General features: G+C 57.4%; 8 protein-coding genes, 1 tRNA gene and 1 rRNA gene. 8 read left to right on the top strand and 2 right to left on the bottom strand.

What is annotated here, in order from left to right; genetic code table 11:
- Window positions 1-265: 265 nt before the first annotated feature.
- The 5 genes from CJ255_RS18695 to ftsH all read left to right on the top strand — a co-directional run bounded on the left by CJ255_RS18695 (window position 266) and on the right by ftsH (window position 5628).
- Window positions 266-850 (top strand): ANTAR domain-containing response regulator, encoded by a 585-nt coding sequence (locus tag CJ255_RS18695; protein WP_097645612.1) that lies wholly within the window; start codon window positions 266-268, stop codon window positions 848-850.
- Window positions 851-892: 42 nt separating this feature from the next.
- Window positions 893-967, top strand: a tRNA-Met gene (locus CJ255_RS18690).
- 89 nt (window positions 968-1056) lie between these two features.
- Complete coding sequence (tilS, locus tag CJ255_RS18685) at window positions 1057-2610, top strand: tRNA lysidine(34) synthetase TilS (protein ID WP_097645611.1); 1554 nt, start codon at window positions 1057-1059, stop codon at window positions 2608-2610.
- Between the two features lie 166 nt (window positions 2611-2776).
- Complete coding sequence (hpt, locus tag CJ255_RS18680; RefSeq protein WP_097645610.1) at window positions 2777-3319, top strand: hypoxanthine phosphoribosyltransferase; 543 nt, start codon at window positions 2777-2779, stop codon at window positions 3317-3319.
- Between the two features lie 371 nt (window positions 3320-3690).
- Window positions 3691-5628, top strand: a complete 1938-nt coding sequence (gene ftsH, locus CJ255_RS18675) for an ATP-dependent zinc metalloprotease FtsH (protein ID WP_097645609.1) — start codon at window positions 3691-3693, stop codon at window positions 5626-5628.
- A 157-nt stretch (window positions 5629-5785) separates the two neighbouring features.
- On the opposite strand, the gene CJ255_RS18670 is transcribed toward ftsH, so the two are convergent.
- Window positions 5786-7276: an aldehyde dehydrogenase family protein gene (locus tag CJ255_RS18670; protein ID WP_097645608.1), complete on the bottom strand. Its 1491-nt coding sequence runs from the start codon at window positions 7274-7276 to the stop codon at window positions 5786-5788.
- Window positions 7277-7637: 361 nt separating this feature from the next.
- Here CJ255_RS18670 and CJ255_RS18665 point away from each other — a divergent pair, with 361 nt between their 5' ends.
- A complete protein-coding gene (locus CJ255_RS18665; RefSeq protein WP_097645607.1) occupies window positions 7638-8369 on the top strand; it encodes a SpoIIE family protein phosphatase in 732 nt (243 codons plus the stop codon).
- Window positions 8370-8581: 212 nt separating this feature from the next.
- Window positions 8582-9985: an LCP family protein gene (locus CJ255_RS18660; protein ID WP_097645606.1), complete on the top strand. Its 1404-nt coding sequence runs from the start codon at window positions 8582-8584 to the stop codon at window positions 9983-9985.
- Between the two features lie 258 nt (window positions 9986-10243).
- Here CJ255_RS18660 and treZ read toward each other — a convergent pair whose 3' ends face one another.
- Entirely contained in the window at window positions 10244-12061 is a 1818-nt protein-coding gene (gene treZ, locus CJ255_RS18655; protein WP_097645605.1) for a malto-oligosyltrehalose trehalohydrolase, read from the bottom strand.
- Between the two features lie 533 nt (window positions 12062-12594).
- Between treZ and CJ255_RS18650 the strand changes: the two genes are divergently transcribed.
- A 16S ribosomal RNA gene (locus tag CJ255_RS18650) occupies window positions 12595-12668 on the top strand; the annotation flags it as partial.

The raw sequence follows: 12668 nt of genomic DNA, 5'->3' as shown, positions 1-12668 counted from the left end.
CCCCGTTGCGTTGCCATCCTGAGCGAAGGTTCGTAGGAACATTCCTGTTTGCGCCGTAGGTAGTGCCGACTTTAGTCGGCTTCCCATCGCTGCCAAAGACCTCAGCCGACTAAAGTCGGCACTACGGTAGTCGTAAACCATGAACTATTCAGCATGACAGGCTGCTGGGATACTTAAAAGTTTCTGCTTCCCTTAATACTATTGCTCCGGCTTCATCCCTCATCCCTCATCCCTCATCCCTCCTTCACAACGCTAAGGTGATACTGTGGCCGCTATTAGAATCCTAATTGCCGAAGACAACGACCTCGTCTCGCTCACGCTGGAAGAGCAGTTGAAGGGACTTGGCTATGATGTGGTGGGGATCGCTCGCTCTGGCACCGAAGCGATCAATCTAGCCTTGCGCCTGCGCCCCGACCTCATCATGATGGACATCCGTATGCCTGAGATGGAGGGTACCGAGGCCGCAGCACATATCCGCGAGCAGGCACCAACCCCCATTATTATGCTCACCGCCTATGCCGATAAAGAGACGATTAAACGCGCTGAGGCCGCCGGCGCCCTCGCCTACCTCGTCAAGCCGGTGAACGAAAATGAATTGCCTCCCGCAATCAATATCGCCTTGGCACGCTTCCGTGAAATCGAAACCCTGCGCGATCAAGTAGTCGAACTCGAAGAATCACTCGAAGCGCGCAAGGTTGTCGAACGCGCCAAAGGCATCCTGATGCAACGCCTTGGCCTCAGCGAACGCGATGCCTATGAACGCTTGCGCCAACGCGCCCGCGATAAACGCACCAAGATGAAAGATATTGCCCAAGCAATTATTGAAGCTGAAGAACTATTGGGCCAATAAGGTTGACGCTAACCCCCTATCGTGGTAAAATCCTCGCGGTGTGTCGGGGTAGCTCAGTGGTAGAGCAAACGGCTCATAATCGTTAGGTCGCGGGTTCAAATCCCGCCTCCGACACCATCCTCTCAGGGAGTGATGAGCGATGAGATTGCAATCTCATCACTCGTCACTCCCTATTTTTCTTTTTTCTGCTTTCTATTTCCTACCTTATGATCGAGCGAATTCGTACCTTCCTCAGCACCCACCACCTCTTGCGCCCCGATGCCCTGCTGCTGGTCGCGGTCTCTGGCGGCCCCGATTCGCTCTGCCTGCTGCATCTTCTGAAGCAGGTGCATGCTACAGGTGGCCCCAAGCTCCATGTAGCCCACCTCGATCATGGTCTGCGTGGTGCCCAATCCGCCGCCGAAGCCCATATGGTTGCCAACCTTGCCGCTGCATGGGACATTCCCGCTACAGTGGAGTATCGCGATCTTGCCGCATTGCCCCGTGCGAAACATACCAGCCTGCTGGCCGCCGCCCGTCAAGTGCGCTATACCCTCTTTGCCTCCATTGCGCGTACTCTGGGTGCAAGTGCCCTCGCTGTGGCCCACCAAGCCGACGACCAAGCCGAAACGCTGCTGCTCCACCTGCTGCGCGGCGCTGGTCTCGCTGGCTTGCGGGCGATGCGTCCCGTTGTGCCTTGGGCTGAATGGGCCGCAACACCAATTACCCTTGAACATGCCGCATTATCAAGAATGCTAACGCCCATTGGGACGCCATGTTCGGCAATCTGCAATCGGCAATCTACAATCGTAAATGGTATAACACCACATGAAGTGCATGCATCGCAGCCTGAAGCAACAGCAACGTGCCCGCCCCTCATTCGCCCGCTCCTCACCACGAGCCGCAATGAGATCCTGGCCTACTGCACCACCCACAACCTCCAGCCCGCCGATGATCCCAGTAATCGCTCGCCCCACTACACTCGCGCCCGCGTGCGCCAGTTGTTGCCCCAACTCACCAAAGAAAATCCTCAACTTGTCAGCACCTTGGGGCGCACCGCCCACATCTTGGGCGATGACTATGACTATATCCAGCAGCAACTCTCCGCCCTCTGGCCCAGTTTGGCCCGATCGGACGCTGGTGTTGTCGCTTTGCAGCGTGAACGCTGGCTAACCCTCCATCCCGCCATGCAACGCCACGCCCTGCGCCGCGCCGCCGCCAGCCTCGGTGCCTACGAATTGAGCCTACAACAGCTTGAAGCCGCCCGCACCCTCGCCACCCGTCCCGGTCACCAGATGCAACTGACGGCTACCCTGCGTCTCATGGTTGACCAAAACGACCTTATTCTTGCCCTTCCCCAAGCCCAACCCTACCCTGCCCACCCCCAACTCACCCAATCTGAACTTCCCCTCCTAAACCCCGGTACGACCCCGATTGGGCATGGTTGGTACTGCCAGATTACCGATACACCACCCGCTCAACCCGACCGCTGGTGGCTGCAACTTGACCCGCAGTTGCTCGATGGCCCCCTCAGTTTGCGCTGCCGTCGCCCCGGCGACCGCTTCCATCCCCGTGGTGCCCCTGGTAGCCGTAAGCTGCAAGATTTCTTTGTCGATCAAAAACTCCCCCAAAGCCTTCGTGCCGCTTGGCCTCTCCTCGTTACCCCTAGCAGCATCGTCTGGGTCGTCGGTCTCCGCCCCGCCGCGCCCTTCAGTGCTCATCACCAGCATCAGCAGCCTACCATCTGGGTAGGCTGCGCTATAGATTTGGGTGCGGCCTAGCCCCAACACCTTATCAAATAAGCTCGCGCAAAGCCGCAAAGGTTTGGCGCTCATATGCAAAAAAACTCTGCGCCCTTGCGCCTTTGCGTCAAGAAACCCGTCGTATTTGAAAAATATTGGGCCTAGCCCCGCCCAGAGCTAGGTCAAAAAGGAAAAAACGAAACGCATGCACAATCACATGGCCAAAATCCTCCTCACCGAACAACAGATCGCTACCCGTGTGCGTGAACTCGGTGCCCGCATCACCAGCGACTATGCCACCCACGATAATCTGCTGCTCGTTGGTGTGCTCAAGGGTTGCACTATGTTCATGGTTGACCTTTCGCGCACCATTGAACTGCCTGTAGCCCTCGATTTCATCGCGGTAGCCAGCTATGGGGCCAGCACCGAGTCGAGCGGGGTGGTACGGATGCTCAAAGACCTAGATACCGACATTGCTGACCGCCATGTGCTCCTTGTCGAAGACATCATTGATAGTGGCCTTACCCTCGCCTACCTCCTCGAACAACTCCACCTCCGCAATCCAGCCAGTCTCCGCATCTGTAGCCTCCTCAATAAGCCCGAACGACGGATCGCTGAGGTTGTGGTTGACTATTTGGGCTTCGATATTCCTAATGAATTTGTCGTTGGCTATGGCCTTGATTATGCAGAACGCTACCGTAATCTTCCCTACATCGGCGTGCTTAAACCGGAAATTTATCTGCCTTGAGTTCACGTGCCGCACGCATTGTGATCCAGATTACCAACAAGCTGTGATCTAGTTCCCTTGAAGCCACCCCTACAGTCTGTTATACTGCTCATACGGCCTCATGCTATGCGGCTGCAATTGGCCTGTTCCCTAACGAGGAATGAGGAAAAGGAAAGAGGAAGTAGGAAAATAGAAAAGTTAGGAAGCTAAGAGTGCAGCATCAAGATGCGCGAAACGCCTCCGGTCTGTTCTTCTGTTTCTCTGTTCCCCTGTTCCTTTGTTCTTCTTGTTCCCCTGTTCTCCTTGTTCCCCTGTTCCTTTGTTCTTCTTGTTCCCCTGTTCTTCTGCGCCTCATGAGACGCAGCATACTCCTGGGAGGGTAAATTATTCGCATGGGTGACAATCGCTGGCTTAAGAATAGTTTTGTTTATCTGATCATCCTCGTCGCCGCCCTGGCCCTCTTCTTCCAGTACTTTGGTCAGTCGGGCACGCAGAACAATGAGATGGGCATCGCCCAAGTCATTGCTGAAGCGCGTGCCGGTAGGGTAAGTGACATCCAAGCCCAAGCTGGCGATGAGCAGATTATCGTTACCACCCCCGATGGTGAGTTCCGTTCCCGCCTCGAGACGCGCGATAGCGTGATGTCACTGCTCGCGCAGTACGATGTGCCCATTACTGGGGCCGATGGTCGTCCGCTCATTCGCGTTACAGTGGCCCCCGCCCCCGCTTGGGGTGGCTTGCTCAGTATCTTTACCATCCTGCTGCCCACCCTGCTGCTGATCGGCTTCTTCATCTTCTTCATGCGTCAAGCCCAAGGCTCGAATAACCAGGCTATGTCCTTCGGTAAGAGCCGCGCCCGTATGTTTGCCGGTGATAAGCCCACCGTAACCTTCGCTGATGTCGCGGGCCAAGAAGAGGCCAAGCAGGATCTCACCGAGGTCGTTGAGTTCCTTAAGTTTCCCGATAAGTTCGCCGCCCTCGGTGCCCGCATTCCCCGTGGTGTCCTGATGGTTGGCCCTCCCGGCACCGGCAAGACGCTCCTCTCCCGTGCTGTTGCTGGTGAAGCAGGCGTGCCCTTCTTTAGCATCTCTGGCTCTGAGTTTGTCGAGATGTTTGTGGGTGTTGGTGCCTCGCGTGTCCGCGATCTCTTCGATCAGGCCAAGCGTAATGCCCCCTGTATCGTCTTCATTGATGAGATTGATGCCGTTGGCCGTCAGCGCGGTGCTGGTCTCGGTGGCTCCCACGATGAGCGTGAGCAGACCCTCAACCAGATTCTGGTTGAAATGGACGGGTTTGACACCAATACCAACGTGATCATTATCGCTGCCACCAACCGCCCCGATGTGCTTGATCCCGCCCTGATCCGCCCTGGTCGCTTCGACCGCCAGGTGGTGCTTGATGCCCCCGATGTGCGTGGGCGCATCGATATCCTCAAGGTGCATGTGAAGGGCAAGCCCCTCGCTGATGATGTTAACCTTGAGATCCTGGCCCGCCTCACCCCCGGCTTCTCTGGTGCCGACCTGATGAATGCCGTGAATGAGGGCGCTATCCTCGCCGTCCGTCGCTCCAAGAAGAAAATCGGCATGTCCGAACTGCAAGACGCAATTGAACGGGTGGCCCTCGGTGGCCCCGAACGCCGCTCCCGCGTCATGAGCGACCGCCACAAGCTGGTTGTTGCCTACCACGAGGCTGGTCACGCCATTACCGGCGTCGCAATGCCCCGTGGCGATAAGCTCCAAAAGGTTACCATTATCCCCCGTGGTCAGGCTGGCGGCTATGCCCTCTTCCTGCCCGATGAGGATAGCATGAACCTCCGTAGCATCGCCCAGTTCAAAGCCCGCATGACCGTCGCCCTCGGTGGCCGGGTCGCTGAAGAGATTGTCTTTGGCTCCCAAGAGGTCACCACGGGTGCCTCTAGCGACCTTGTGACGGTGACGCGTACTGCTCGCGCAATGGTGACCCGCTACGGTATGAGTGAAGCGCTTGGCCCCGTTGTCTTCGGCGAAAAGGAAGAGTTGATCTTCCTTGGCCGCGAGATCAGCGAGCAGCGCAACTATAGCGATGATATTGCCCGCCAGATCGATGTCGAAGTCAAAGCCCTCGCTGAAGAAGCATACGACAACGCCACCCAAATCCTGATCAACAACCGCGCTGTCCTCGACGACATGGCCAATGCCCTGCTTGAGTTCGAGACGGTCGAAGGCGAACAGTTGGCTGAACTGCTTAAGCGGGTGAAGCCACTGACAATTGACATGTCGCGCCAGAACGACAATCGCTCCCAGACTTCTCAAAACTCGCCTCAGAATTTCCCCCCGCCCGCAACCGCCTAGAAACCCCTCCGGCGATAGAGTTTTTGCAGAGATGCAGAGCATTGAACCACAGAGGCACAGAGAACACAGAGCAGAGTGTGGCATGGCAATCACGCACCATTGTTGACACTCTCTCTCTGTGCCCTCGGTGCCTCTGTGGTTCAATCCTCGGTACCTCTTAATTGTCAATCTGCGCCCGCTGCAACGCCCCACTGTAGTCCACGTAGACACTCTTCCACTCACTAAAGACATCCAGCATCGTCGGGCCAGCTTCGCGGTGACCATTCCCCGTGCCCTTCACCCCCCCAAAGGGTAGGTGTATCTCCGCCCCAATCGTTGGCGCATTGATGTAGACGATGCCCGCCTCCAGTTCGTGCATGGCCCGGTAGGCCGTGTTGATGTCGCGGGTGTAGATGGAGGCTGAGAGGCCGTAGGCTACGTCGTTGGCCACCGCTAACGCCTCGTCAAAATCGTCCACCTCAATGATGCTCAAGACTGGCCCAAAGATCTCTTCGCGTGCAATCCGCATTGTGGGCGTAACCCCCGTAAAGACCGTTGGCTGCACAAAGAAGCCGTGGTCGTAGTCGCCCCCGCTTAGGCGCGCCCCACCACAGCGCAAGGTTGCACCCTCGCTCTTACCAAGCTCAATGTAGCCAAGCACGCGCTCAAGCTGTGCGCCATTCACCAACGGCCCCATCTCACTGGTTGCTTGCAAGCCATTGCCTACCCGCAGCGCCTTAGCCCGCGCCACGATCCGCTCGCTCATCTCAGCCGCAATGCCGCGCTGCACAATCAGGCGACTCGTCGCGGTGCAACGCTGCCCCGTGGTTCCAAAGGCGGCCCAAACGACGCCTTGTTCCACCAGATCGAGATCAGCATCGTCCATCACGATTAGCGGATTCTTGCCGCCCATCTCCAAGCTCACCCGCTTGATCTGGCGGGCACCCAGTTCGTACACCAGACGACCAACCTCGTTACTGCCGGTAAAAGAGAGTACCGGAACATCAGGGTGTTCTACCAAAGGCTGCCCCGCACTTGGCCCATAGCCAGTCACAATATTGACCACCCCCGGCGGCAGGCCCGCTTCAACCAAGCATGCCACCAGATTGTAGGTGCTGATCGAAGCATCTTCGCCCGGTTTGATCACCACCGTATTGCCGCAAACCAGGGCAGGCAACATCTTCCATGAAGCAATCGCCATAGGAAAATTCCAGGGTGTAATCATGCCAATCACCCCAATCGGCTGACGCATGCTCATCTGGAACTTGTTGGGCAACTCCGAGGGTGTTGTAACCCCGTGCATGCGCCGCCCTTCGCTGCCCGCGAACTGAGCCATGCCAATCGCCTCAACAATGTCGCCCCCCGCCTCAAAGAGCGGCTTGCCCATCTCACGGGTCAAGTCGTGACTATACTGCTCCTTGCGTGCCACAAGCAACTCAGCCGCCTTGAGCAAAATCTCGCCCCGTTGCGGGGCCGGTACCTTGCGCCAAGTGGTGTAGGCCGCTTTTGCTGCTGCTACCGCCGCGTCAACATCCGCAGCACCACTATCTTGAAAAACACCCACAAGATCACGCTGATCGGCTGGATTGCGCCGCTCAAACGTCTGCCCCGAACTACTCGGCACAAACTCGCCGTTAATGAAATTGTGAAATACTCGTGTCTCGGTCATCCTGTTTGACCTCCGTGTTGATGTAACCCTAGCCGATTATAGCACGCACCCCATGGCGCAATGTGCGCTATACTATGAGCAGGACAATGACCATACAGGTAAGAAGCTGTCTGAAAAGCCGGGGGCACACACTGGAGTGCCGGCTTTAGTCGGCTAAAGTCGGCACTCCAACGCCAACCCATAGAATTTTCAGACAGCCTCTAAGGTTTCAGAAAAGCTGAAAGTCGCTTTACAACCTTTTGAGGATGCGTGAGGCGAAGAGGCGAGAGCTTCGCGTCCTCGCATCCTCGCGTCTTCGCAAGCTGTAAAGTCGCCACGAACCCCATCCCTACAAATCCAAACCATCACCTTGAGGACAGGTATGCTGGAGATTGAAGTCGCAGCCGCAAAAATCGCCTACCACGGCAGTGGTGAGAGTGGTGATACCCTAGAGATGATTGAGCGCCCCGGTGGTGGCTTCTCCTTCGTGCTGGTTGATGGCCAAGGCACCGGACGAGGGGCCAAGACGTTGAGCAATCTGCTGGCCACCCGCGCCATCTCCCTGCTCAAAGATGGTGCCCGTGATAGCGCCGCCGCACGCGCTGTTCACGATTACCTCTACACCTACCGCATGGGTCAAGTTGCAGCTACCCTCAACATCCTCTCGGTCGATTTTCAAAATGGCAAAATCTTTATGGCGCGCAACAATCCCGCCCCCTTCTTTGTGATCGATCATACAGGTCTGCGCTCATACAATGAACCCTCATTGCCCATTGGTCTACAACCTATGACCAACCCCAATCTTACGGAATTGGCGGTGCGGCCCTACACCTACATTGTGGTCTTCTCCGATGGCCTCTTGCGTGCGGGCGAACGCTACGATGAAGACCTCGAATTGGTCAATTTTCTCTCCGCATGGCCCACTGAAGCAGGCCACACGGCCCAAACCTTAACCGATACCATTCTTGAGCGTGCCATCGCCCTCGACCGCGGCCAACCGAGTGATGATATGAGCATCCTCTCGCTCGCAATTCTGCCCCGCGATCAAGCGATCTCCGTTCGGCGCATGTGTGCCAGCTTGCCCTTTGAAGCCCCCACCTGGCCCGCCCCCTAAAATCCATTCAGGTAGAGTGTTTTTGCAGAGATGCAGAGGTTTTCACCACAGAGGCACTGAGGACACAGAGGTTTTGATGGGGCAGGCCAAACTATGGTGATTGCCTTGCCGTAAATTTCTCTGTGTTCTCTGTGTCTCTGTGGTGAAAACCTCTGTACCTCTTCTTGTTCACATTGTGAGCAAACGCTCTACCCGCAAGCCCCTAAACTCCCATGTCTCCTCTGCCCCCCCGACGATCCTATCGCACCGCCCGCGAACGTGTCGCCGCCCGCCGCGCCGCCCTCGGTGGTTCAACCTCACGTCGCCGCCAACGCCGCAGTTGCACTCCCGTTGTTCTTGTTGCCCTGCTCATCCTCGCTGTGGGCGGGTTGATTATCTCGATGGTAGGCAATTGGGCCAGCGCAACGCTGCGTACCTTCGAGCAGGACGATCCCCGCTACCCAACTACTGCTGGTGCAGTTGCCCACCTGCCCGCCTCGCTACGCGAACCCTTCAACGTTCTGCTCATTGGCCTCGATAGTCGCGACAGCCCCGAAGATGGCGTTCGTTCTGATACCCTCATGCTCGTCCATGTGCATCCTGCTGAGGGTTGGGCCGGTATGCTCTCCATTCCCCGCGATTCGATGGTACAGATGCCCAACCTGGGCCTACGTAAGATCAACACCGCCTACACCTACGGCTACAATAACGCCACCAGCCTCTATGGTGCCGGTACCTCCCCCGCTGCTGGCGGTGGCGCTTTTGCTGCCGAGACCGTCGCGGCCTTTCTTGATCTCTCGGTGGACTACATCGCCCAAGTGGATTTCGAGGGCTTCAAACATATCATTGATACCCTTGGCGGCGTAACCATTGATGTCGAACGGCCCATCCTCGATCCCGCCTATCCTACGCCAGACTATGGCTACGAGCGCCTCTACATTCCCGCTGGCCTGCAGGTGATGGACGGCGCGGCGGCGCTGCGTTTTGCGCGTACCCGCCATAGCACAAGCGACTTTGATCGCACCGCGCGCCAACAACAAGTACTGCGCGCCATCCTGCACGACGTGCGTTCGCGTGATCTGCTGAGTCAGGCCAATCTGCTGCCCGAGCTTGTACGCAGCCTTGAAGGCAGCGTTCGCACCACGATGCCCCTCAGCGACATTGACACACTGCGTGGCCTTGCGGCATTGGCCCAACAACTCGATCCCGCAGCGATCCTCACCCTAAGCCTCAACCCCAACGACGTACGCATTGTTGCTGAAGAAGGCTCAAACATCTACTGGGATCCCAACGGAGTTGCCGCCCAAGTCGCACGGCTACTCGCGGGACCTCAAGGCAGCAGCGCCCTTGCGCGCATCCAAGTCCTCAATGCAACCGATATGCATGGCCTTGCCGGGCGCGTCAGCTCCCGCCTCAGCGCCCAAGGCTTTAGTGTCAACAACCCCGCCGACGCCCCTATGCGTAGCGCCCAAACCCGCCTCATTGACTATAGCGGCCACCCCGAAACCCTACGCCGCCTTGCCACAACCCTCAACCTCAACCCCGGCCAAGTCTACACCTCGCCCCCTCCTGACGCCCCCCCCGCACCCTATCAGAGCGACATTGTCCTGCTGATTGGTGCTGATTTTCAGGAGTGATGCTATTCTTGTAAGTGTTCAGAGTTGGGGTAAGCAACATGCTGGGTGCGCGGGCCTTGAGGAACGTAACAAAATTGCGGTGCCTTCGCCCCTCTCCCACAATGTGGGAGAGGGGCCGGGGGTGAGGGCCATCCATAGGTCTCACAAAGCCCTATATGTATGCTCAATGACAATCAAGCCCATTTGGGACGCCATGTTCGGCAATCTGCAATCTACAATCTACAATCTGCAATCTGCAATCTACAATCGGAAATGGTATCACCCCCGCACCAACACCACCGCCCGCGCCCCTGTAAAGCGCATGCGCTGCTCCTCCAGGCTCGGAACGCCATGTCCACCATAGCTCACCGCCTCACTATCGAGGTGCAGTTGCCAATCCTTCTCCTCAAGCTCCACTTCAGCTACGCCACCCAGACTCACCGCGAGGAATAGTTCGGCACCCTGTGTGCTGCGGTAGTGCAATGTGATCGTGCGGTCATCCACCGGCTTGACACTGACACTCGTCCGTTCACGTAGCGCCACATGGCTACGCCGTAGCGCCAAGAGATCCCGATAGAGCGCCAAGATGCCCGCATGCGCTCCGTGTTCTCGTTCTTCCCATTGCAACTTCGAGCGCAAAAAGGTCTGCACATCCTGCGGATCGGGCACCGTGGCCCCACTAAAGGCCGTAAAGCTGGCAAACTCCCGCCGTCGCCCCTCGGTCACCAGCTTGCCTAGCTCAGGGTTGTGGTCGGTAAAAAAGAGAAACGGCGTCGCAGCAGCCCACTCCTGGCCCATCCAGAGCAATGGCGTCTGCGGTGCCAACAGAAGCAGCGTCGAAGCAGCCCGGTAAGCCTCCAAGGTGACCGTGTGGTGTAACCGTTCACCGAAGGCGCGGTTACCCACCTGATCATGGTTCTGGATGCAGTAGACAAAATGGGCTGGCGCTACGTCACTTGCCGGTGCGCCTCGGGTATGGCCCAAGTGGGGCGAGCGTTGCCCCTGGAAGAACCAATTCTGCCGAATCGTTGCCGCCAGATCCTGGGCGCTCCCGCTGTAATCTCCGTAGTAACCCTCTTGCTCCCCCGTGAGCGCCACACGCACCTGGTGGTGAAAATCATCGGCCCATACCCCATCAAGCCCCCATCCCGCCTGGGGTTTGGCGTCAACCCCACGCACCAGCGCAGGATCGTTCGCCTCATGCTCGGCAATCAGCAAAAAATGGCGCTCGGCAGGCAACTGCGCCCGCACCGCCGCAGCCAACTCCGCAATCACATGGGTCGCACTATCGTCAATAATGGCGTGTACAGCATCAAGGCGTAGCCCATCCACATGGTATTCGTGCAACCAATACAGCGCATTGTTGATAAAAAAATCGCGTACCGGACGAGCCTCGGGGCCATCTACATTGATCGCATCACCCCATGGCGTCGTATGGCGATCCGTAAAGTAATCGAGGCTAAACTCACGCAGGTAGTTCCCGTCGGGGCCAAAGTGGTTGTACACCACATCGAGCAATACAGCTAACCCTTTGGCGTGGGCCGCATCCACTAGCCGCCGTAGCCCCTCGGCCCCCCCGTAGGTCCGCGCTGGAGCATAGAGATTAACCCCATCGTAGCCCCAATTGCGCTCCCCCGGAAAATCGGCCACCGGCATCAGTTCAATTGCGGTAACCCCCAACGCCTTGATGCTATCCAAGCGCTCAATCAACGCATCAAAGGTACCAGCGGGAGTTGCTGTGCCGACGTGCAACTCATAGATCACCAAATCCTCTAGCGCCACGCCACGCCACGCGCTATCACTCCATGCAAATGTCGTCGGATCAACCACTGCCGATGGCCCATGCACCCCTTCGGGTTGTGAGCGCGAAGCCGGATCGGGCCGCGCAGCGCCCCCATTGATGCAATAGGCATAGTGCGTACCCACACCAACCCCAGCAACATAACCCGCAAAATAGCCCCCCTCCTCCGACGTAAGGCTATGCATCGCACCACTATCAGGCAACAGCACCTCAACCCGATCCGCTCGCGGTGCCCACACCCGAAAATGGGTACCCTCAGCCTCAGATTGCGCTCCAATTGGTAACTTCCAAGCCATCTATCATCTCTCCTGTTTAGGCTACAGGCATGCGAACGTGACACCTTACGCATGCTTCCGCCATTTGGCGGGGGGTAGGGCGTAGCCCCACGCTAGATTCTAGCGGAAATCGCCCCGCCAGGGGGCGATTTCCGCTAGAATCTAACACAATTCTAACAAAAACCCCTTCACAAGCCCTCGTGCTCTTGCTATACTACAAGCGTGTTCGGTGGTCTCACTCAGCAACGAGGCAGACCAAGAAAACCCAAAAGAAAGCTGCTCGCGCCACTTGACAAACTCAAGCAGGCGTGATACACTTTTGTGGTGTTCGACGGTCTCACTCGTGAGCGAGGCAGACCTGAACAAGTGAGAGCTGGAGGCCACAAGCGAACCGCGCCAGGGTGACCTGGAGACGTCGCCGGGCCGGAGGGGTAACCCACCGCCTGGTTTTTTGTTGCCAAAACTCTCACAGCGCACCTTAGCAACTGAACAGTGATGAGATAGAATTGTGGGTTCCACGTCAATGTGAGAGTGGAGCTAAGGCTCTATTCTATTCAACGCAGAGTTTGATCCTGGCTCAGGACGAACGCTGGCGGCGTGCCTAATGCATGCAAGTCGAACGCAGCAA

It is taken from the genome of Candidatus Viridilinea mediisalina (genome assembly GCF_002532535.1).
Classification (GTDB): Bacteria; Chloroflexota; Chloroflexia; order Chloroflexales; family Chloroflexaceae; genus Viridilinea; species Viridilinea mediisalina.
The sequence above is the reverse complement of the archived record's forward strand: the minus strand, read 5'-3'. Positions and strand labels throughout refer to the sequence as shown.